Annotated in this window: 21 protein-coding genes; 9 read left to right on the plus strand and 12 right to left on the minus strand. The window is 52.4% G+C overall.

Features of this window, described 5'->3' with window-relative positions; all coding sequences use genetic code 11:
• Nucleotides 1-33 precede the first annotated feature (33 nt).
• On the plus strand, nt 34-1,404 hold the full coding sequence (gene menE / locus KNP74_RS10250; RefSeq protein ID WP_214764205.1) for an o-succinylbenzoate--CoA ligase: 1,371 nt from the start codon (nt 34-36) through the stop codon (nt 1,402-1,404).
• Nucleotides 1,388-2,455 (plus strand): o-succinylbenzoate synthase, encoded by a 1,068-nt coding sequence (menC, locus tag KNP74_RS10255; RefSeq protein WP_214764206.1) that lies wholly within the window; start codon nt 1,388-1,390, stop codon nt 2,453-2,455. Before menE ends, menC begins: the two co-directional genes overlap by 17 nt.
• A gap of 49 nt (nt 2,456-2,504) precedes the next feature.
• Here the strand turns inward: menC and map are convergent, their stop codons facing one another.
• The 5 genes from map to KNP74_RS10280 form a co-directional block, all read right to left on the minus strand.
• A complete protein-coding gene (gene map / locus KNP74_RS10260; RefSeq protein WP_214712413.1) occupies nt 2,505-3,254 on the minus strand; it encodes a type I methionyl aminopeptidase in 750 nt (249 codons plus the stop codon).
• A gap of 12 nt (nt 3,255-3,266) precedes the next feature.
• Complete coding sequence (locus KNP74_RS10265) at nt 3,267-4,430, minus strand: EAL-associated domain-containing protein (protein WP_251130149.1); 1,164 nt, start codon at nt 4,428-4,430, stop codon at nt 3,267-3,269.
• A gap of 65 nt (nt 4,431-4,495) precedes the next feature.
• Complete coding sequence (locus KNP74_RS10270) at nt 4,496-4,747, minus strand: hypothetical protein (protein WP_021067789.1); 252 nt, start codon at nt 4,745-4,747, stop codon at nt 4,496-4,498.
• A 100-nt stretch (nt 4,748-4,847) separates the two neighbouring features.
• Entirely contained in the window at nt 4,848-6,356 is a 1,509-nt protein-coding gene (gene cshA, locus KNP74_RS10275) for a degradosome RNA helicase CshA (RefSeq protein ID WP_131485905.1), read from the minus strand.
• 163 nt (nt 6,357-6,519) lie between these two features.
• Nucleotides 6,520-7,371, minus strand: coding sequence for a CvfB family protein (locus tag KNP74_RS10280; RefSeq protein ID WP_214708749.1), 852 nt, complete (start codon nt 7,369-7,371; stop codon nt 6,520-6,522).
• Between the two features lie 288 nt (nt 7,372-7,659).
• On the opposite strand from KNP74_RS10280, the gene KNP74_RS10285 reads away from it, so the two are divergent.
• The 5 genes from KNP74_RS10285 to KNP74_RS10305 all read left to right on the plus strand — a co-directional run bounded on the left by KNP74_RS10285 (nt 7,660) and on the right by KNP74_RS10305 (nt 11,211).
• Nucleotides 7,660-7,809: a hypothetical protein gene (locus KNP74_RS10285; protein WP_021067792.1), complete on the plus strand. Its 150-nt coding sequence runs from the start codon at nt 7,660-7,662 to the stop codon at nt 7,807-7,809.
• A gap of 128 nt (nt 7,810-7,937) precedes the next feature.
• Nucleotides 7,938-8,180: a hypothetical protein gene (locus KNP74_RS10290; RefSeq protein ID WP_034781078.1), complete on the plus strand. Its 243-nt coding sequence runs from the start codon at nt 7,938-7,940 to the stop codon at nt 8,178-8,180.
• A gap of 85 nt (nt 8,181-8,265) precedes the next feature.
• A complete protein-coding gene (locus tag KNP74_RS10295) occupies nt 8,266-8,526 on the plus strand; it encodes a hypothetical protein (RefSeq protein ID WP_034781079.1) in 261 nt (86 codons plus the stop codon).
• A gap of 94 nt (nt 8,527-8,620) precedes the next feature.
• On the plus strand, nt 8,621-9,322 hold the full coding sequence (locus KNP74_RS10300) for a lysophospholipid acyltransferase family protein (protein WP_034781080.1): 702 nt from the start codon (nt 8,621-8,623) through the stop codon (nt 9,320-9,322).
• The gene (locus tag KNP74_RS10305; RefSeq protein WP_214764207.1) at nt 9,319-11,211 is read left to right on the plus strand and encodes an ABC-F family ATP-binding cassette domain-containing protein; all 1,893 of its coding nucleotides are present in this window, start codon (nt 9,319-9,321) and stop codon (nt 11,209-11,211) included. Before KNP74_RS10300 ends, KNP74_RS10305 begins: the two co-directional genes overlap by 4 nt.
• A gap of 86 nt (nt 11,212-11,297) precedes the next feature.
• Here the strand turns inward: KNP74_RS10305 and KNP74_RS10310 are convergent, their stop codons facing one another.
• From KNP74_RS10310 to KNP74_RS10330, 5 genes are all read right to left on the minus strand, one after another.
• Nucleotides 11,298-11,933, minus strand: coding sequence for a response regulator (locus tag KNP74_RS10310; protein ID WP_034781089.1), 636 nt, complete (start codon nt 11,931-11,933; stop codon nt 11,298-11,300).
• Nucleotides 11,930-12,958 (minus strand): sensor histidine kinase, encoded by a 1,029-nt coding sequence (locus KNP74_RS10315; protein WP_034781091.1) that lies wholly within the window; start codon nt 12,956-12,958, stop codon nt 11,930-11,932. The genes KNP74_RS10310 and KNP74_RS10315 overlap by 4 nt, the downstream gene beginning before the upstream one ends.
• Nucleotides 12,955-13,647: a cell wall-active antibiotics response protein LiaF gene (gene liaF, locus KNP74_RS10320; RefSeq protein WP_034781097.1), complete on the minus strand. Its 693-nt coding sequence runs from the start codon at nt 13,645-13,647 to the stop codon at nt 12,955-12,957. The genes KNP74_RS10315 and liaF overlap by 4 nt, the downstream gene beginning before the upstream one ends.
• Before the next feature lie 86 nt (nt 13,648-13,733).
• Nucleotides 13,734-14,405, minus strand: coding sequence for a PspA/IM30 family protein (locus tag KNP74_RS10325; protein WP_138859937.1), 672 nt, complete (start codon nt 14,403-14,405; stop codon nt 13,734-13,736).
• A gap of 22 nt (nt 14,406-14,427) precedes the next feature.
• Entirely contained in the window at nt 14,428-14,811 is a 384-nt protein-coding gene (locus tag KNP74_RS10330) for a lmo0954 family membrane protein (protein ID WP_034781108.1), read from the minus strand.
• 244 nt (nt 14,812-15,055) lie between these two features.
• Between KNP74_RS10330 and rsgA the strand changes: the two genes are divergently transcribed.
• Both rsgA and KNP74_RS10340 read left to right on the plus strand, forming a co-directional pair.
• Nucleotides 15,056-16,027: a ribosome small subunit-dependent GTPase A gene (gene rsgA, locus KNP74_RS10335; RefSeq protein WP_214764209.1), complete on the plus strand. Its 972-nt coding sequence runs from the start codon at nt 15,056-15,058 to the stop codon at nt 16,025-16,027.
• Between the two features lie 209 nt (nt 16,028-16,236).
• Nucleotides 16,237-17,463, plus strand: coding sequence for an NAD(P)-dependent malic enzyme (locus tag KNP74_RS10340; protein ID WP_214764211.1), 1,227 nt, complete (start codon nt 16,237-16,239; stop codon nt 17,461-17,463).
• Nucleotides 17,464-17,503: 40 nt separating this feature from the next.
• Here the strand turns inward: KNP74_RS10340 and pflA are convergent, their stop codons facing one another.
• Nucleotides 17,504-18,220 carry a pyruvate formate-lyase-activating protein gene (gene pflA / locus KNP74_RS10345; protein WP_021067805.1) on the minus strand — a complete coding sequence of 239 codons (717 nt, stop codon included), beginning with the start codon at nt 18,218-18,220 and terminating at the stop codon, nt 17,504-17,506.
• Nucleotides 18,221-18,279: 59 nt separating this feature from the next.
• Nucleotides 18,280-20,526, minus strand: coding sequence for a formate C-acetyltransferase (gene pflB / locus KNP74_RS10350; RefSeq protein ID WP_214764212.1), 2,247 nt, complete (start codon nt 20,524-20,526; stop codon nt 18,280-18,282).
• Between the last annotated feature and the right edge of the window lie 3 nt (nt 20,527-20,529).

The following is a 20,529-nucleotide window of genomic DNA, read 5'->3' on the forward strand; positions in this document are numbered from 1 at the left end:
GACTTCGCTACTCTTTTTTTGGAGGTCCTGATGATGAATCGTTATGTGACACAACATCGACGCGACGCCATGGCACTCGTCACCGCGTCCGTCAGTTTGACTTGGGCCGAGTTAAGCACGGAAAGCTCCCGTTTGGCCCACTTCCTGGAACGGGTCGCACCCGAAGCCCGGCATATCGGATTACGCGCTGTGAACAGCGCTGATTATGTCATCGCTGTCCACGCCATCCAGTTACTCGGAAAAGTACTCGTTCCGCTCAACACACGGTTGACGATGAGCGAACTGGCAGGACAAATCGAGACGGCCGATATCGATGTATTGCTCGTCGATGAACCGATTGAACTGTCGATCACCCAATTCGCGTTGACGTCACGAGATGAGGCGTCACTCGCCAAACCGCACGAGTGGACAGACGATGAAGTCATGTCGCTCATGTTCACCTCGGGCACGACTGGACGGGCCAAGGCCGTAAAGCAGACGTTCGGCAATCACGTCGCGAGCGCCGAGGCGGCCAAGACGCGCCTCGGTTATGGGACAAGTGACCGGATGCTCGTCGTGACGCCACTCTTCCATATGAGCGGACTCGCCCAAGTGTATCGGAGCGCTCGTTTCGGTTCGCTACTATACGTCGAACCGAAGTTCGATGTCGCTCGTACACTCGAGTTGATTGCGACGGAGCAGATCACCCACATCTCGCTCGTTGCGGTCATGCTTAAGCGGCTCCTCGACGCAGGTCTCTCCCGCCATCAGTTGCAACTTCTGCTCGTCGGCGGCGGTCCCGTACCGCGTCCGTTGCTCGAAGAAGCCGAGCGGCGGCAGTTACCGGTCGCCCAGACATACGGGATGACGGAGACGTGTTCGCAAGTCGCGACGCTGTTGCCAGCCGAGGCACTCGCCCACATCGGTTCGAGCGGTCAAGCAATCACGCCGACCCAACTCCGTATCAATGCGGATGGGGAGATTGAAGTGAACGGACCGACGGTGACCCCTGGTTACTATAAACAGCCAGAGGCCGATGCTTGGACGCCCGACGGCTATTGGCGGACGGGCGACCTCGGCACGATGAAAGACGGTTACTTGTACGTCCATGACCGCCGCAGTGATTTGATCATCTCCGGCGGTGAGAACATTTATCCGGCCGAAATCGAGAGCGTGTTATTGCGTTGCCCGGGCATTCAAGACGTCGGGGTCGTCGGTCGTCCCGACCCGAATTGGGGAGCGGTACCCATCGCCTTCACGGTTGGTACGTTCGATTTCGATGAGGCGATTCAGCTGCTGCACGACCATCTGGCATCTTATAAACATCCGAAAGCATGGATTGCCGTCGACGAGCTGCCTCGTAACGCCAACGGTAAATTGATGCGTCATCGCTTAAAGGAGGCTGACCATGATTCATCGCGCTGAACTGTATATCGTCCCCCTCACGTTCAAACATCCGATTGTCACCGCCCACGCCGTGTTGACGACGAGACGGACGGTCATTCTCCGGCTGGAGACGGTCGACGGTGTTGTCGGCTACGGGGAAGGTGTCGCGTTCGAGACGCCATGGTATACGGCTGAGACCGTCCGCTCCGTCATCGATACGTCCGCTTTGATTATCCAACTCCTGAAAGGGATGACGTTGTCTGCCGCCTCGTTCGGTACCCATGTCAGCTCGATCATCGGCCAACCGATGGCGAAAGCGATGTGGGAGAGCGCTCTATGGGAAGTGGAAGCGGCCCGCGCGAATCAGACATTAAAACAATACGTCCAAGCCGGCGATGCCGTGGCATGCGGCCGGACGATTGGCATCGGTCTGCTCAGTCAGACGTTGAACGCCATCGAGGCTGCGCTCGCGTCCGGATTCGACCGGATCAAGTTAAAAGCGTCCCCGCATGAACTGCTTCCTGCACTCGGCGAGATTCGAAGCAATTTTCCGGACGCCCCGCTCATGATTGATTTGAATGGAAGTGGCTCCGAGCAACCGCTTGACTGGTTCGAGGCGTTAGATACCTACCGTCTCTTGATGATCGAACAGCCTTATCCGAGCACACATTGGGTCGAGACAGCGGACTTGCAGGCACGGCTCACCACACCGATTTGTCTCGACGAATCGATCAGTTCGGCTCAAGACGCGACGACGATGCATCGACTTCGAGCCGGTCGCATCGTCAATATCAAACCGGCCCGCGTCGGCGGCTGGAGCGAGGCGCTCGCGATTCGCGATAGCGGCACCCCCTACTGGGTCGGTGGGATGTATGAGTCCTCGATCGGCCGTTATCACACGCTCTTATTCGCCTCATTGAGCGGAGCCTCCTATCCGGCCGATATGGCCGGGACGAGCGCTTACTTCGAAACCGATTTGCTCGATACCCCGCTCGAGGTCGAGAACGGACAATTGATGCTTCCCGACCAGGTCGCACCGGATTGGACGATGATCGAGCAACTGAGTGAACAGACGATTCGACTCCTGTAAAAACTCCGCAAAAAAGGCGGCAGACTTCGCGTCTGCCGCCTTTTCATCGTTAACGGAATGTGCCCGTCAATACTTCATAGCCGTCTTTCGTGACGACGACCGTGTGCTCGAACTGGGAGACGAGGCTGTTGTTCGGGGTGAATAACGACCAACCGTCCTCTTCTGATTGATAGACGATTTCATCTTTCGTCGAGATGAACGTCTCGACGGCAATGACTTGTCCTTCTTTCAAGATGTCGTTCTCTTCACGGCTATAGTAGTTCGAAATCGTCTCCGGCTCACCGTGGAGCGTGCGACCGAGGCCATGGCCCGCCAAGTTACGGATGACCGTGAAGCCGTTCTTACGGGCATCGGCATAAATCGCTTTCCCGATTTGGTTGACCTTGACGCCGGCCTTCACTTTGCTGAGACCCGCTTCGAGCGATGTCAATGACACTTCGACCAAACGCTCGTGTTTAGCCGATTTCGGTGTGCCCGCGATGACCGTACGTCCTGTGTCCGCATAGTAGCCGTCCTTCACGGCGGATACGTCGACGTTGACCACGTCGCCGTCTTGGATGACGAGGTCACCTGGAATCCCATGGGCTGCGACGTCATTGATGGAAATACACGTATAACCCGGGAACTCATACATCGTGATCGGGGCCGAGGCGGCCCCTTCCGCTTCCAAAATACGCTGCCCGATTTCATCCAACTGTTTCGTCGTCATGCCCGGTTTGACCGCTTTCGCCATCTCATCGCGCGCCAAGGCGACGATTCGCCCAATCTCACGCAATGCATCGTAATCATAATCTAACATTCGTTTTCCCTCTCAATCTAATAATCGATTTTGATATAAGAACTCTTCTGATAAGTCCGCAAACAAGAACATGCCGTCCGGTAACGGATAACTGAACGTCCGCGTCACTTCGTTCGAACTGAAGTCGCGATAATCCTCGGACAAGTAGCCCCGTCCGCGCACGTCCATCGCTGCCATCGTCCGAATAAAGTACGGACGGAAACTCCAATTATAGCCGCGATACGTGTTATCGACCGTCCAAGCGGACTGTGCCTGATAGACGTTTGCGCTCGTCTGGAACCCGGTTTGGTCCGTCAAATAGTAACGGACGAACGTCCCTTCGAGTTTCGGGGCAATATGGAGCAACCATTCATCTTTCTTATCGCGCGACCACTTCCCGCTTTGGACGAGGTCGTGGATTTGTTTATGGAGTTCGAACTCCAATTCATATAATCGCTTTAATCGCTCTTGATCGTGTAAGAAGAACGACGGTACTTCTTGCGTCAATACGCTCATACCTTTCGCTTCGCGCGGCGGCATCGCATCGCTTTGCCCGAGGAGACTTCCCATATAATAACGTCCGCCATGACGCCACGCATAACGCAACTGTCCGAGATGGTCAATCGATTTATAGAGGAGCGGAGCCCCGAGACGGGAAGCGATATATTCCATCGTCTGAAGCATTTGCGGATACGTGACCGATAACGTCTTCTTCTCGACCATCGTCGCCAAATCGACGAGCAACATCTCAGGCGCCACCGTCATGATGTCTTCGATGCTCGTTGATTCTGCGAAGTCGAGCGCGACTTTAACACCAGATGAACGATAATATTGGACGACTCGTGACAAGCGTGACACGTCAACGAGATCCGTCCCTTGAAGCGTCACATAAATGCGATGGAGCGGGAAGTTCAATTCTCGAAGCGGGGCCAAAAACGCCTCGCCTCCTTGTTCGAGAATCCACTCTGACCGACATCGGAACGTGACGAATTGCGTCGCATCCCTTAACTGTTCGGCCGCTAAACGCTCCATCCGTTTGGCGATATCGAGCTGATACTCGAGCGGGACGTCATCGTCGTAAAAGAATGGGGTGAGCGACTCGCCCCTGAACTGTCCATGGACCATATAACCTTCTACTTGGAAGGTGGCGGCTCCCAGGATTGGTTCAAATGTCACTTCGACTTCTTCTGGATTCATCATCACATCCACTGCGTCCAACTTGATCACCTCGTCTTTTTTCTAAACACGAAAGCGAGCTGGGTTCAGCTCGCTCGTGTATGCACATACATATAGGCACCGAAACAAGCAATGAAATATACGATACTCATCACACCGTAGCCGATTCCCATCTTCCCGCCCACGCCGATGGCCATCACCAGCCAAATCATCGCGCCGAACAAGAGCGTGGCGACCGGGATATATCGGAAATTCGGACGCTCGGTCCGCGTTATAATCGGTTTCAAAGCCAGGACGCACGCCAATAGTATGACGAGACCAAAACCTAGTTCAATCATCCGTTGACACCTCATTTTTCTGTCTCTACTCGTTTAGTGTAGCATGACACCAAAAAAAAAACCGCAAATCCACTTAAGGAGATGCGGTTTTAGTTATTGATTAGTCACGCGGACGGCGTGGGCCACGGTCGTCTGAACGACGACGGTCGTCTCCACCCGTGCGTTTGCCACGGTATCCACCGCCGCCACCGCTGCGTCCACCACGGTCACCGCCGCCACGACGTTCGCCGCCGCCGCTGCGATTTCCACGGTACCCACCACGGTCGTTACGTCCACCTTGACGTTTGACGCGTACTGGTTCTGCATACGAGATTTCAACCGGAGTTGAATCTGGCTCTTTCGTCAATCCACGAAGTGCCGCTGCAAGAAGCTCGACTGCTTCGTATTCTTCAAGAAGCTCAGTCGCAAGTTGCGTGTAAGCTTTGAAGTCGCCCGCTTGAACACGTTCGATCAATTCTTCAGCTGATTGCTTTTGGTTGCCCTCGAGCACTTCTGCGATTGTCGGTACGTGACGACGGTTCATTTTCTTGTTCGTTACGCGTTCGATTGCTTTGACTTGACCGAATTCACGTGGCGTGATGAACGTAAGGGCTGTACCTGTTTTACCAGCGCGGCCTGTACGTCCGATGCGGTGCACGTAGCTTTCCGGATCTTGTGGGACGTCAAAGTTGTAAACGTGAGTAACACCTGAGATATCAAGACCACGGGCTGCAACGTCTGTCGCGACCAAGATGTCGATCGTGCCGTTTTTGAAACGACGGATGACTTGGTCACGTTTTGATTGCGTTAAGTCACCGTGAAGACCATCAGCCGTGTAACCACGTTTGATGAGTGCTTCTGTCACTTCGTCAACACGTTTCTTCGTACGAGCGAAGATGATGCTGAGTTCTGGCGAGTCGATGTCGATCAAACGGCAAAGCGTATCGAATTTTTGACCTTCGCGCAATTCAAGGAATTGTTGGTTGATATTCTCAACTGTCATTTCCTTCGCTTTTACTTTGATGATCGTCGGCGACTTCATGAAGCGCTCAGCAATCTTCTTGATTTGTGGTGGCATTGTTGCAGAGAAGAGAAGCGTTTGACGTTCAGCCGGAAGGCCTTTCAAAATCATCTCGATATCTTCAACGAAGCCCATGTTGAGCATTTCATCTGCCTCGTCCAAGATCACAGTTTGGATCTCGTCGAGTTTGATCGTCTTACGCTTCATGTGGTCCATGAGGCGGCCCGGTGTGGCAACGACGATTTGTGGGTTCTTTTTCAAACCACGGATTTGGCGGTCGATTTGTTGGCCACCGTATACTGGAAGTGCGTAAACGCGCTTCGCTTCACCGATTTTGTTCAATTCTTCTGCAACTTGAATCGCAAGTTCACGTGTCGGTGCAAGAACAAGTGCTTGGACTTGACGTGCCTTTGTGTCGATTCGCTCAATTGTCGGAATACCGAAAGCTGCTGTTTTCCCTGTACCTGTTTGCGCTTGACCTAATACGTCCACTCCTGTGAGTGCGACAGGAATTGTCTCAGCTTGGATCGGTGTAGCTTCTTCGAAGCCCATTTTGAGTACACCTTTTACTAATGCTTCACTTAACTGTAAATCTTGGAATTTTGTCAAATTATATTCTCCTTTTTTCATACAAAAAACGTCTGAGGTTTTGTTCTACAGACGTTTTTCCAATGTTTCCTCGTAGTCAACTTTACTAACTATAACGTATTTGTTTCTAAAATGAAAGAAATACATTCTAAAACTTTTCATAGCCACCTGGACATGAGTTATCTTATTTCAATTTATAGCCGTTGTCGAGTTTTTCAACTTGCTTTTCTTTCAGCAGTTTCCCGAGTGCGCGTTTGAACGCCGCTTTACTCATCCCGAACTCACGATCGATCACGTCCGGCGCCGTCTTGTCGCCATAAGGCATTTGGCCGCCGCGTTCTTCAATATAAGCACGGATACTTTCCGCGTCCGGGTCGATGGCTTCATATGCCCGCGGTTTCATCGAGACGAGTACCGTCCCGTCTTGTTTCACTTGCGTCACACGTACGGTCAATTGCTCACCGAGACGTGGCCAACGTGTCATCTCTGCTTCATGTAAGAAACCGAGTGATTCATTTTCGACCCAGACGTTCACACCGACGTCGCGTCGATTGACGACGACCGCATGGACATCTTGATTGCCCCATTCTTCTTTAGCGGGACGCGCCAACAAGTTCAAGTACGCATAGTGGGCCGGTTCCCCGAGAAGACGGCTCTTTTGATCGTACTTGAGACGAATGCAAAGCTTGTCCCCTTCTTTTGGCCAATACGACCGGTTCTCAGGAAGATCATCTAATGAGACGAGTACATCCTTTTGAATCCCGATATTGACGAACACACCGGTGTTATACCGGACTCCAGTCACTTCATACCACTCATAGTCATCGAACGTGACGCTCGGAATCGTCATCGTCGAAGCGAGACGTCCTTCTGAGTCGTGATAAAGGAAGACCCGCACCGTCTGTCCGACTGTGACTTCCTCAGTTTGTTCTTTTCGATGAAGGAGTACCTCTTCGCGACCGTTTCCGATAAACACACCAAAATCAGCTGAACGTTCCGCGACCAAGTCTACTACTTCTCCTGCACGTAATGCCATACAATCCACATCCTTTTTCATCTGTTACTGTCAGTATACCTACCTACACACGTTCCTAATCATATCACGTTCGATTTCCTTACTCCGTTCAATTGTGTCTAAAATGTGAACAAGATTACCCCCCCGTTATGCTAAATGGGTCCGTATACTAGCTTCTATATTTCAAATTTTGTGACAATTTTGTGAACGTGCATTTTCCATCTAGTATCCACATTTTGAAAACGTTATTATTAAGGAAGTGTTGTTTAACGATTTAGGTTTCAGCCATGGCCGAACGGGGGATATAAAATGTTTGATGTACAATCTCGATCATTCGCGAAGCGCTTCATGAAAGGCTTATTGATTGCTTTCTTCGCGCTACTCGCTTCACTTAGCTTCATTTTTTCAAACGGAGTCGATACAAACGTATCCTCATCCGTCACGATGGTCCAAGAGTAAACGCCCTCTCCTGACAGAAGGCGTTTTTTTGTTTTGTTCCGACAAAAAAAGGGATTTTTTATGCATCTGTCGAACGAACATAACGTTCGGCTTTTATTATTGAATCATCTGGGAAGGGAGAGTCACTCATGCTATTTTATTTTCTCACCACGATTCTTTCGGTCGTCGGTTTGTCCGTCTCGCTCCAAACCGGTTTTTTCAAAGACCCGATCGGTACATTCCTGTTCGCCGTATTGCTCGCTATGGGCTTATCTTCATTTAAACAGTTGGTCGCACAAACGAACGTCTTGCTCATCGAGCGCCGGAATCAAAAAAAGATCAAGCGCATCGTGGCGCGCATGCATTCAACTACGCGTAAACGTTCTACATAACGCTCGTCTTCCCCCTCCACTTTTGTTATTCTATTCTAGACAAGAAGAGCAAAACGGACTCAACCCGTAGGAGGCACAAACACGTATGAACGAAATCCCTTTATCGAACGAATGGCTATTGCGTTATTCACCTGTCATGGAGCTATGGCTAAAAGAAGACGGCATCTTGCTCGTCGACGATGACAATCGCATTCGACTCACGCTTGAAATCGGCAGTGACCAAGTCATGCAGTTCAAGAGCATCGAACAAGATGGGGCTTACTTTGCTGTGGACCCGGTGAATAAACGAATCACGTTCGAACTCGAGGAAGAAGAAGAGGAAAGCGATTCTCGCTTCTGGGAATAAAGATTCATGCCGAAGAGTCGGATTCTCGTCAAGAGAGGAAGACTCTTTCTTCGTGTCCAGACTCATTACTGAACGATCGAGAGGAGAAATATGTATGATCCGCACCGCCATCTGGTTTATCGCCTTTTTCGCCGTCTTACCGCTGACACTTCCGTTCTATCCGAAAGCGAAGCGACTGACGCCCCCGGAACGTTATGGATACGTCCAAACTGTCGCCTATAAGTGGGCAAGCTTTCTACTACGAATCGCCGGCGCTCGCGTCCGTGTTCACGGCCAAGAGAACATCCCGAATGAACCGGTCGTCTACGTCGCGAACCACCAAGGGAACTTTGATGTCCCGATTATGATCACAGCGACGAAACATCCAAAAGCGTTTATCTCAAAAATCGAAGTGCAAAAGTTCCCAATCATTCCGCGCTGGATGGAACTGATGGGTTGTATCTTCATCGACCGCAGCGACCGGCGCCAGTCCATTAAAGCAATCCGTTCCGGCGTCGAGACGATCCAATCAGGACAGTCGATTATCGTCTTCCCGGAAGGCACCCGCTCAAAAGGCGGACCAATCAAAGAGTTCAAAGCTGGTAGCCTGACGCTCGCCACATCAAGCGGTGCCAAGATCGTCCCTGTCGCCATTAAAGGAAGCCACCATTTGCTCGAGACGACAAACCGAATCACACCGGGTACGGTCGACGTCACGTTTTTACCGGTCATCGATCCGGCAGACGTCCCGAATAAAGAAATTGCGGCGCTGGCAGAGACGATGATTCGCCGCGTCGTTGAAGGAGAAGAATCATGAGTTTATTAGCCATCGAAGGCATTCATAAAGAATTTGCAGATAAAGTCTTGTTCGACGACGTCACGATGACGATTCACCCAGGTAATCGCATCGGGGTCATCGGGGTCAACGGCTCCGGAAAGTCGACGTTCTTAAAAATCATCGCCGGCGTCGAGACCGCAGACCGGGGTTCGATGCAACACCCGAACGATTACCGGATTCGCTATTTGACCCAAACGGTCGACTTCGCCCCCGGGCAAACGATTTTAGACGCGTTGTTCACGAGTGACACCCCGTCCGTCCAAGCGTTGAAACAGTATGAGCTCGCGCGTCAAGCACTCGAGGCGAACCCGACGAGCGAACAATGGTTGGAACGCTTCATGACAGCCCAGCAAGCGGTCGATGCAGCCGACGCATGGGAGACTGAAGCGAAGTTGAAATCGATTTTAAATCGGCTCGGTCTTCCGGACGTGACGGCAGAGATTAGCTCGCTTTCCGGTGGACAACAGAAACGGGTCGCTTTGGCCGCAGCCCTACTCGACGAAGCTGACTTACTATTACTCGATGAGCCGACGAACGAACTCGACGCCGATACGATTGCTTGGCTTGAGACGATTCTCGCTGATTACCGGGGGGCCATCCTGCTCATCACCCATGACCGTTATTTCTTGAACCGAGTCACGAATCATATCCTTGAAATCGCCGATGGCACGAGTTACTTCTATGACGGCAACTATGAGCTCTTCCTTGAGAAGCGTGCCGAACGAAAAGCCCGGTCGCATTCAATGGAGCAAAAGCGGCAAAACATCTTACGTCGTGAGCTCGCTTGGCTGCGTCGTGGTGCCAAGGCACGGACGACGAAACAGAAGGCACGCATCCAGCGCGTCGAGGACTTGAAGCATCAAGAGACGCTTGCCGAGGATGAGGCGCTCGAAGTATCCGTCGGTTCGCGCCGCCTCGGGAAAAAAGTAATCGAGGTGGAGAACTTGTCCTTCGGTTATGACGATCACTTGCTCATTGAAGATTTCACGTGGTTGTTCGGACGCCGGGAACGGTATGGCATCGTCGGACCAAACGGGAGTGGGAAAACGACACTCATGAACTTGCTTGCCCACCGCCTCGAACCGACGAACGGAACGGTCGTCCACGGGGAAACCGTCCATCTCGGATATTATGGGCAACAAGTTGAATTCGAAGACACAACGCGACGCGTTATCGACGAGATCGAGCGCATCGCCCAAGTCATCTATACGCCGGACGGCGAAACGATCACGGCCAGTCAGATGCTCGAACGCTTCCTATTCACCCCGGACGCGCAATACAAACCGATTGCCAAACTGTCGGGTGGAGAGAAACGCCGCCTCGTCTTGCTTCGGATTTTAATGGACGAGCCGAACGTGCTATTTTTAGATGAACCGACGAACGATCTCGACACGGAGACATTGTCCGTCCTCGAGGACTATTTGGAGTCGTTCCCAGGCACGGTCATCGCCGTCAGTCACGACCGCTATTTCTTAGATCGGATCGCCGAACAGCTGATTGCGTTCGAAGACGGGACGATCAACGTTTATCATGCGGAGTACAGTGACTATTTAGCCACACTCCAAGAACAGACGAAGCAACAAGTGAAAAAAGAATCGAAAGAGAAGAAAGAGCGTGTCAAAGTCGATGTCGTCAAATTCACTTTTAAAGAGCAGAAAGAATGGGAGACGATCGAGGATGATATCGCCTCTCTCGAATCTGAGATCGAAGCAGCCGAGGCACGGCTCGCCGCAGCGGGTAGCGACCTCGGTAAAGTGAATGAACTGTACGCCGACATTGCCGCGTTGAAAGAAGCGCTCGATGCGAAGATGGAGCGATGGGAATATTTATCGGAGATTGATGAACAAATTCAAGCACAGAAGAACTAAAAACAAGGATCACGCGTCGGCGTGATCCTTGTTTTTCGTGTAGCCATGTGTGGACAATTCGAGTGCAGCGCTTGGAAGCACCCTGTTCATCCTTTACTGACGATATTATGTTGAAACGCATAAACGACGGCTTGCGTCCGGTCGTAGACGTCAAGCTTCGTCAAAATGTTGGAGACGTGTGTCTTCACCGTCTTCAACGAGATGTATAGTTCATCGGCGATGACTTGGTTCGATTTCCCTTCCGCCATCAATTGCAAAATCTCACGTTCCCTTGCCGTCAGACTCTCGTGCAACGTCTTTTCCGGATGTCGGAGCCGTTCGAGCATCTTGCCCGTCACTTGGGCGGCCATGACCGGATTGCCGGCTGCCGTTTGACGAATCGCATCGGCGATCTCGTTGGCGTTCGCCGTTTTCAAGACGTAACTCATTGCCCCGGCCTCGATGACCGGATACACTTTCTCGTCATCCAAGAAACTCGTCACGACTAAAATCTTGGCCTCTTTCCAACTCGCCTTGATCCGCTTCGTCGACTCGACCCCATCGACAGGTTCCATCACTAAATCCATCAAGACGACATCGGGCTTCTCGGCGATGGCAAGCTCGGCCCCTGTCGCGCCGTCCGATGCTTCTCCGACGACTTCGATGTCAGGCTGCGTCGACAGAAACGCCGAGACGCCGGCCCGCACCATCTCATGGTCATCAATCAATACGACTCGAATCATTCTAACCCCTCCACTTGTTGTTTCACACGCACTTCAATCTGAGTACCGACGCCTGGCACACTGACGAGTCGTAACGTCCCGCCGACCTCAGCCGTCCTCTCTCTTATCGATTGTAAGCCATATGAGGCGACTTGTGTATCATCGACATTAAAGCCGATCCCGTCGTCGTTTATTTTTAAGATGACCGTCTGTTGCACGGTCCGCATTTCGATTTCAAGTCGTTTCGCTTTCGCATGGCGAAGCGTGTTGCTAATCGCTTCTTGGACGATGCGGAACAGTTCATTCTCAGTATGTCGCGACAATTCGACTTCTTCGAGGCGCCATACGAGCTCGGTCGATTGTTTGCGTGACAGTTCTTCTAACAGGCGCTCGATTCCCGTCTTGAGCGTCATTCCTTCGAGCTCGACCGGACGGAGTTGCAACAGAAGCGAGCGCATTTCCGCCTGAGCAGTTTGTGCCATCACTTCGACCTGCTCGATTTGTTTGGCCGCCACGTCTGGTTTTGAAGTGATCGTCTGTTTGGCCGCCGTCGTCATCATCGAGATGGCGTACAGTTGCTGACTGACCGAGTCATGGAGTTCACGGGCGACACGGCGCCGTTCTTCGACGACTGCTTCGCTGCGCGCTTCCTCGACACTGACAGGTCGGTCCCCGACCCGTTTGGCCATCTCAATCATTTCCGTGCGTTGCTTAGAAATCCGGGCAATCCGTTCGAGTGTATCTCGATAAGGCGACAATGGACGGAATGTAATCTCTTTTTGATTCTCAAGCTTCCACAAGGCAATCGCCACTTCCCGGAAGTCGCGTCGCAAATAAAAATACGAACCGACCCCGAAGATGCTACCAATCAAGACGGCGATGACGAGGATAGACACACCGAAAGGCAACCCTTCTTCACGTGTGAACAAATCTCGGAGTGAAGTCGAGTCACCTATTAAAAATGCGATCGTGACGAACAGTGCCGTCAGTAGGCTGCTAAATAACTGATGCCAGACGACCGTCCTTGGATACGAATCCTTCTTCATACGGTCATCACCTCGACACTTCCGCTCATGAGCACGATATGGATGCGGACTTTCCGTGTTGCTGCTTGATAATCGTCCGAAGCCGTGTAAAAGCGACGGTTGAACACCGGTGAATAGTTCGACTCATCGACTTGAATCTTGCCGAATCCGATTGATGCATCAATCGAGTAATCGTAGCCGGCTGGAATGAGAATTCGGACGTCCCCGGCGAGTCCGTTCAATAGTAAGAATGTCTCTCCCTCCGGAATGATGGCGCGCGACAAGTCGAGTTCGACGTCACGCAATAAGAAGAATTCATTCGTGTCTTGAAGCACGTAGTGACCGCTCTCTTTTGTCCCGAACGAAAAGGCCTGTTCTTGCCGGATATGTGACTTGAACCGACTCGATTCGAGCGGACGATTCTTGTACAGTCGATAGCCGAACATGAGCAATAAACCTGACAATACAAAACCGAACGCCGCCGACGAGAAGATGAGCCCGACGAGCATGATACCGCCAATCCCGTAAAAGATATAGCTGACCGGCTGATTGCCTTTGCGGCTAAAACGACGCCCGATATACAGCAACAATAGCGGGACGACCATACTGAAGAGGACGCTGTTACCACCCGTCGCGATATCGATAAATAGTCCAATGGCGAATAGAATAATCATAAAGCCGATGATTTGGCGTGTGTTCCAACGTTCCACATTGCTTCCCCCTCTCTAACAGTATGTAACATGAAGCAAAGAAGCGATGGCCCAACCATTCGCCGGACCATCGCTGAACCGTTGCGTCAGTCTTGTTTGAAACGACGCTCAAGTTCTTTTAGTTTTGCTTCGAAATCATCTTCGTCCGCTGGATCGATTTTCTCTTCAGCGGCCGGTTCTTGTTTCTTCTCTTCTGCTTTTTTCTCTTCTTCCGTGAATGGATGTGTCTTCGACGTCTCTGCCCCGAAGATTTGATCGAGCGCACCTTTCAATAAATCCAGGTTCTCACGCATTGCGAACTCATACCGTTTGTTTTGCATCTCATCGAGTTTCAGTCGCATCTCGAGAGCTCGGCGCTCGAGGGCATCGAGTTCACGTGCTCCTTCGTCGAGGAGACCTTCAAAATAACGATACTGCTCACCGTAATGCTTCGACTCGAGAGCTGCCCGTTCGGCGAGCTTGTCTTCGCCTGCTTGCTTGGCGAGTTCCGTCTGCTCGTAACGCTTATCGGCCATCTGCTTGGCGTCATCGCGTTTTGTAGCAAGTTCCTCGAGCAATGACTTTTGACGCTCAACGAGACGTTCGACTGACAGCGCCTCTTTTTCAGCACCGCGGATATGGCGGTTCAATTCGGCTTCCCCACTTGAGCGTGGAGCCGAACGTGGCCCCTCTTTATCTTGAAACTTCTTCATCTCTTTCGATAGTTCTTTCGTCAACTCGTTAGCTAAATCACGAAACTGGTCAAATGGTGTTTTCATCTTGATGTCCTCCTTTTGAATCTTAGCGACGGTTTACAAACTTCTGCCAAACTTGATCGAACGATTGAAAACTGCTGCGGCTCGCACGCGACCCGTCCGCATTGAAAATCTCGACGTCTTGTTTTTGGTTGGCATACATCATATACCCTTTAAACAATACCCATGCCACCACAATCCCGATCAACGCCCAAATATTCGATAAAATTGTGATGATCCCGATCACGGCAAGCGCGCCGTAACCGATTTTTGCGCCGACATGTGTCACGGCCATGAATCTGACTCCAGCCCACAGTGCTAAGAGCGCCCCCAAACCGAACATGATCATGTTCGGTAAAAAGCCGATTAGAACGAGAACTAAAGAGATCGCGGCCACAATGAACAATACTTGCTTCACCTGGCGATTCATCGATTATCCCTCCTCGTTAAGTACACTCTTATCATAATACGTTATTTTCAATAGTGCGACGAGCGGAAGGCTTGTTTTCCCTCGGTCTGTAGACTGAGATGATAGCGTTATCAAATCGTGTGTTATACTAGAGGCATCGAACAACGAAAGGATGATGTTTTATGAGCACCGTACAATTCGCAGTACACACTTTGTCAGCCAACAGGAGGGCGACTGTCCTCCACAACTAAAAGGAGGATTCTATTTGAATCAAACAACGACAACGGGACGTGTCACGGCACAGTTCCAACATATGTATACCATCACGACTGAAAGTGCGAACTATACGTGCAGTGTCACCGGGAAATTCCGACATGAGGCCGAAAGCGAGCGCGACTATCCGGTCATCGGTGACTTCGTCGAGTTCACCGTTCGTGAGCATGGTCAAGGCGTGATTCGGCGTCTCCTTGAGCGGCGCACTGTCCTGTCACGGGCAGCGGCCGGCAACGAGACGCGCGAACAATTGATCTGCGCGAACGTCGATTTTATCTTGATCACGATGGCGTGCGGACATGATTTCAACCTGCGCCGGCTCGAGCGCTATTCGCTCGCCGCGTGGGAAACCGGAGCCACACCGCTCATCATCTTGACGAAATCGGACCAAGTCGACAACCCCGAGGCGCTCGTCGATGAGCTCGCTTTGACGGTTCCGGGGGTCGATGTCTTCCCTGTCAGTTCACTCACAGGCGACGGCGTCGAGGCGTTGCGAGCCGCACTGCCGAGCGGAAGCACCATCGTCCTCGTCGGCTCGTCCGGTGTCGGGAAATCGACGCTGACGAACGCGCTCGCCGGTGAGACCGTCACCGAGACACAGGCCGTCCGCGAGAGCGATGAGCGCGGCAAGCACACGACGACGCATCGCGAACTGTTCCGGATTGACGATTTGTTCGTCATCGATACGCCCGGTATGCGTGAATTCGGTCTTTGGGACGGGGCCGACCACCTCGACGAGACGTTTCGGGATATCGAGGCGCTCGCCGAGACGTGTCGGTTCCGGGACTGTGCGCACGGCAACGAGCCAGGCTGCGCCGTCCGAGCCGCCATCACATCCGGAACGCTCGATGCGAAACGCTATCAGAGCTTCGTCAAGCTCGAGCGCGAGCTCCGCTACGCGGAAAAACGCCAAGCGGAGGCGGCACGTCTCGCTGAGAAGAAGAAACGAAAAACGAAAGCTTAATCTAAGAGAGGAGTCACAGAAAAACTGTGGCTCCTTTTTCGACCTTCCTGCCCTAGCACCAAGTCTTATCACCAATCCGACATTTGTGAACAATCGTTCAGAAATAGTTCGCATAAATGCAGGCAAAACCCTCGAAAGAAAGCGGTTTCTCCGCTACAATGGATTCGTATTGTCACAGATAAAAATCGCTAGCATACAGGGAGAGACCTATGAAAACATTGAACGAACGCGCACTTGAGATGCACGCCATGCACCACGGAAAATTGGAAACGACACCGAAAGTCGACGTCGACACGAAAGAAGCGCTCAGTCTCGCTTATTCACCAGGTGTCGCCGAACCATGCCGTCGCATCGCTGAAGATAAAGAACTGTCTTACGACTATACACTCCGTGCCAACACGGTCGCCGTCGTCTCGGACGGAAGTGCCGTCCTCGGCCTCGGCAATATCGGTCCAGAGGCCGCGCTCCCGGTCATGGAAGGGAAAGCCGTCTTGTTCAAAAGCTTTGCCGGGGTCGATGCGTTCCCCATCTGTCTCGACACGCATAACGTCGACGAGATCGTCCGGACGGTCGAATTGCTTGCGCCGACATTCGGTGCCGTTAACTTAGAAGACATCAAGGCGCCCGAATGTTTCGAGATCGAGGCGCGCCTGAAACAGACGCTCCCGATTCCCGTCTTCCATGACGACCAACACGGGACGGCCATCGTTGTGCTAGCAGGTCTCGTCAACGCACTACGACTCGTCGACAAGACGATGCCTGAACTTCGGGTCGTCATGAACGGTGCCGGGGCTGCCGGCATCGCCATCGCGAAACTGTTGAAGCGTTTCGGCGTCGAAGACCTCGTCATCTGTGACACGAAAGGTGCGATTTACGAAGGACGCGTCGAAGGGATGAACCCGTTCAAAGAGCAAATCGCCAAAGCAACGAACCGGAAGCAACATGAAGGGACGCTCGCCGATGTGCTTCAAGGTGCCGACGTCTTCATCGGCGTCTCGGCGGCCGGTGCCGTCACCGAAGAGATGGTTCGTTCGATGGCTGTCGATCCGGTCATCTTCGCACTCGCGAACCCGATTCCGGAGATTATGCCGGACCTCGCGACAAAAGCCGGGGCGCGTGTCGTCGCGACCGGTCGTTCCGACTTCGCCAACCAAGTGAACAACGTCCTCGCCTTCCCTGGTATTTTCCGCGGGGCGCTTGACGTTCGCGCCACCGAGATCAACGAAGAGATGAAAGAAGCGGCCGTCCACGCGATTGCCGACTTGTTGACCGAGGAAGATCTCATAAACGGGGTCGTCATCCCGAGCCCGTTCGATGAGCGAATCGCACCCGCCGTCGCAGTCGCGGTCGCCAAAGCCGCCGTCGAGACCGGCGTCGCCAAGCGCCCACTCGATGAGGCAGCCATCCGTCAGCACGTCAGTCAAAAACATTTGTAATCCAAAAAACTGCGCAGACCGTGACGGTCTGCGCAGTTTTTTAAACGGTTCCTTGTAAGATCCCTTCCGCCCATTCTACTTCTTCCGTCGTCGGGGGTTTAATCCCTTTGAGCGGATAGTCGAGACCGAGTGCCTCCCATTTATAGACACCCATCTCATGGTACGGCAAAATTTCGACTTTCTCGACGTGGTCGAGCTTTTGAATGAACGCGGCCGTGCGGCGGAGCGCTCCTTCATCAAGTGTCCATTCTGGGACGAGGACGTGGCGAATCCACATTTTCGTTCCGCGCTCGGATAAATGTTCAGCAAGCGCGAGCGTGTTGACGTTGCTCCGTCCCGTCAGTTTCTTACACATGTCATCGTCGATATGTTTGATATCGAGTAAGACGAGATCCGTATGATCTAAGATGGCATCCAAGTTAGGGGGACGAAGTGCGCCCGACGTGTCGAGTGTCGTGTGGAGCCCGTGTTTCTTCGCTTCACGCAAGAGCGCTTCTAAGAACTCTGGCTGCGCGAGCGGGTCGCCCCCTGAAATCGTGATACCGCCTTTTGATGCTTCCATGAACGGACGATAGCTGAGCGCTTCTTGAATGACGTCCTCGGCCGAACGATGGTTATTCTTTTTGAAATCCCACGTGTCAGCGTTGTGGCAATACAAGCAACGAAGCGCACAACCTTGTAAAAAGACGATAAAACGAATTCCCGGGCCGTCAACGGTTCCAAACGATTCGACCGAGTGTACATATCCCATTGTCATCGAAATGACCTCCTAACGAATGAGCGGCCTTCAGAAGAAGGCCGCCAAGCCTTGATTACTTACAATGAACCGTGGAACGTCCGGTTGATGACGTCGATTTGTTGTTCGCGCGTCAACTTGATGAAGTTGACCGCATAGCCAGAGACGCGGATGGTGAGCTGTGGATATTCTTCCGGATGCTCCATCGCATCGAGCAACGTTTCACGGTTGAAGACGTTGACGTTCAAGTGATGTCCTTTATGCTCGCCGCCCATATAGCCGTCAAGAAGTGCCGCTAAGTTGAGTTCACGAGCTACTTCTTCTTTGCCTAGTGCTTTCGGTACGATCGAGAACGTGTATGAGATCCCGTCTTGCGCATGCTCGAACGGAAGTTTCGCGACTGATGAGAGCGATGCGGCAGCACCTTTCGTATCGCGGCCATGCATCGGGTTCGCACCTGGGGCGAACGGTTCGCCGGCACGGCGTCCGTCCGGTGTGTTCCCAGTTTTCTTGCCGTAGACGACGTTTGATGTGATCGTCAAGACTGATTGCGTATGGAGCGCGTCGCGGTATGTTTTATGCTTACGCACTTTTTCCATGAACGACTCAACGAGTTCGACGGCGATTGAATCGACACGGTCATCGTTGTTTCCGAATTTAGGGAAGTCGCCTTCTGTCTCGAAGTCGACAGCAATGCCTTGCTCGTTGCGGACCGGTTTCACGGTCGCATATTTGATGGCTGACAGACTATCTGCTGTGACCGAGAGACCGGCGATTCCGCATGCCATCGTCCGTAGGATTTCTGGGTCATGAAGTGCCATCTCGATCCGTTCGTACGCATATTTATCGTGCATGAAGTGGATGACGTTGAGCGTGTTGACGTAGAGCTCGGCGAGCCAATCGAGCGTCCGATCGAAGTCGGCATACACTTTGTCGTACGTGAGCACGTCTTCGGTGTTCATCTCCCAAACCGGCGCGATTTGGTCGCCGCTCTTCTCATCGCGGCCTCCGTTCATGCTGTAAAGGAGTGCTTTTGCCATGTTGGCGCGGGCACCGAAGAACTGCATCTGTTTCCCGATCTTCATCGGTGACACACAGCAGGCGATGCCGTAGTCGTCGCCAAACTCTGGAAGCATGAGGTCGTCGTTCTCATATTGGATCGCAGACGTCTCAATCGACATCTTCGCGCAATATTGTTTAAATCCTTCTGGCAATTTCGTCGACCAAAGCACCGTCAAGTTCGGTTCTGGTGCTGGCCCGAGGTTTGAGAGTGAATGCAAGAAGCGGAATGAGCTCTTCGTCACGTTCGAGCGACCATCCTCACTCATCCCACCGATTGACTCGGTCACCCACGTTGGGTCACCCGAGAACAATTCGTTGTAGTCAGGCGTGCGCAAGAATTTGACAATCCGGAGCTTCATGATGAAGTGGTCGACGATTTCTTGAACGTCTGACTCGGTCAAACGACCTGCTTCGATATCACGTTCTGCGTAAACATCGAGGAATGTCGAGACACGTCCAAGTGACATCGCGGCGCCGTTCTGTTCTTTGACGGCTGCGAGATATGCAAGGTATACCCATTGGTACGCCTCTTGTGTATTTTCCGCCGGACGGCCGAGGTCAAATCCGTACGCCGCACCGAGTTGTTTCAACTCTTGGAGGGCCCGGAGCTGCTCAGACATTTCTTCCCGTGTCCGAATATCTGACTCTGATAAGAAACCGCCACGGTTCGCCAAGTCTTTTTTACGTTCTGCAATCAAGAAATCTAACCCGTACAAGGCAACACGACGGTAGTCGCCGATGATCCGTCCTCGGCCGTAAGCGTCAGGAAGACCTGTGATGATCCCTGACTTCCGCGCCGCCCGCATCTCAGGTGTATACGCATCGAAGACACCTTGGTTATGCGTTTTGCGAATTTCCGAATAAATCTTTGTGATTTCAGGGTTCGGCTCGAAACCGTATGACTCAAGGGCAGCGTCGACCATCCGGATCCCGCCGTTTGGATGGATCGAACGTTTGAACGGCTCGTCCGTTTGAACACCGACCACTTTCTCGAGCTCTTTGTTTAAGTATCCCGGTCCGTGCGAGACGATTGTCGATGGGTTGTTTTGATCGACCGCCCAAACACCACCGCGTTCCCGCTCTTCTTTCGTCAATTCCATCACTTGTGCCCAAAGACGGTTCGTCGCATCGGTCGGTCCGACGAGGAAATGATCGTCCCCTGTGTATTCATGTCGGTTCAAACGGATAAACTCACCGACGTTCACTTCGTTCGTCCACTGCCCAGGTACAAATCCTGACCAGGCTGATTTAATTTCGGTTGCCATTGT

The organism is Exiguobacterium sp. s141 (assembly GCF_018618085.1).
Lineage (GTDB): Bacteria > Bacillota > Bacilli > Exiguobacteriales > Exiguobacteriaceae > Exiguobacterium > Exiguobacterium mexicanum_A.

Coding starts and splice junctions, on each gene's coding strand:
- menE (WP_214764205.1), top strand. CDS start 34: ATGAATCGTTATGTGACACAACATCGACGCGACGCCATGGCACTCGTC.
- menC (WP_214764206.1), top strand. CDS start 1,388: ATGATTCATCGCGCTGAACTGTATATCGTCCCCCTCACGTTCAAACAT.
- map (WP_214712413.1), bottom strand. CDS start 3,254: ATGTTAGATTATGATTACGATGCATTGCGTGAGATTGGGCGAATCGTC.
- KNP74_RS10265 (WP_251130149.1), bottom strand. CDS start 4,430: ATGAATCCAGAAGAAGTCGAAGTGACATTTGAACCAATCCTGGGAGCC.
- KNP74_RS10270 (WP_021067789.1), bottom strand. CDS start 4,747: ATGATTGAACTAGGTTTTGGTCTCGTCATACTATTGGCGTGCGTCCTG.
- KNP74_RS10280 (WP_214708749.1), bottom strand. CDS start 7,371: ATGGCATTACGTGCAGGAGAAGTAGTAGACTTGGTCGCGGAACGTTCA.
- KNP74_RS10285 (WP_021067792.1), top strand. CDS start 7,660: ATGTTTGATGTACAATCTCGATCATTCGCGAAGCGCTTCATGAAAGGC.
- KNP74_RS10290 (WP_034781078.1), top strand. CDS start 7,938: ATGCTATTTTATTTTCTCACCACGATTCTTTCGGTCGTCGGTTTGTCC.
- KNP74_RS10295 (WP_034781079.1), top strand. CDS start 8,266: ATGAACGAAATCCCTTTATCGAACGAATGGCTATTGCGTTATTCACCT.
- KNP74_RS10300 (WP_034781080.1), top strand. CDS start 8,621: ATGATCCGCACCGCCATCTGGTTTATCGCCTTTTTCGCCGTCTTACCG.
- KNP74_RS10305 (WP_214764207.1), top strand. CDS start 9,319: ATGAGTTTATTAGCCATCGAAGGCATTCATAAAGAATTTGCAGATAAA.
- KNP74_RS10310 (WP_034781089.1), bottom strand. CDS start 11,933: ATGATTCGAGTCGTATTGATTGATGACCATGAGATGGTGCGGGCCGGC.
- KNP74_RS10315 (WP_034781091.1), bottom strand. CDS start 12,958: ATGAAGAAGGATTCGTATCCAAGGACGGTCGTCTGGCATCAGTTATTT.
- KNP74_RS10325 (WP_138859937.1), bottom strand. CDS start 14,405: ATGAAAACACCATTTGACCAGTTTCGTGATTTAGCTAACGAGTTGACG.
- KNP74_RS10330 (WP_034781108.1), bottom strand. CDS start 14,811: ATGAATCGCCAGGTGAAGCAAGTATTGTTCATTGTGGCCGCGATCTCT.
- KNP74_RS10340 (WP_214764211.1), top strand. CDS start 16,237: ATGAAAACATTGAACGAACGCGCACTTGAGATGCACGCCATGCACCAC.
- pflA (WP_021067805.1), bottom strand. CDS start 18,220: ATGACAATGGGATATGTACACTCGGTCGAATCGTTTGGAACCGTTGAC.
- pflB (WP_214764212.1), bottom strand. CDS start 20,526: ATGGCAACCGAAATTAAATCAGCCTGGTCAGGATTTGTACCTGGGCAG.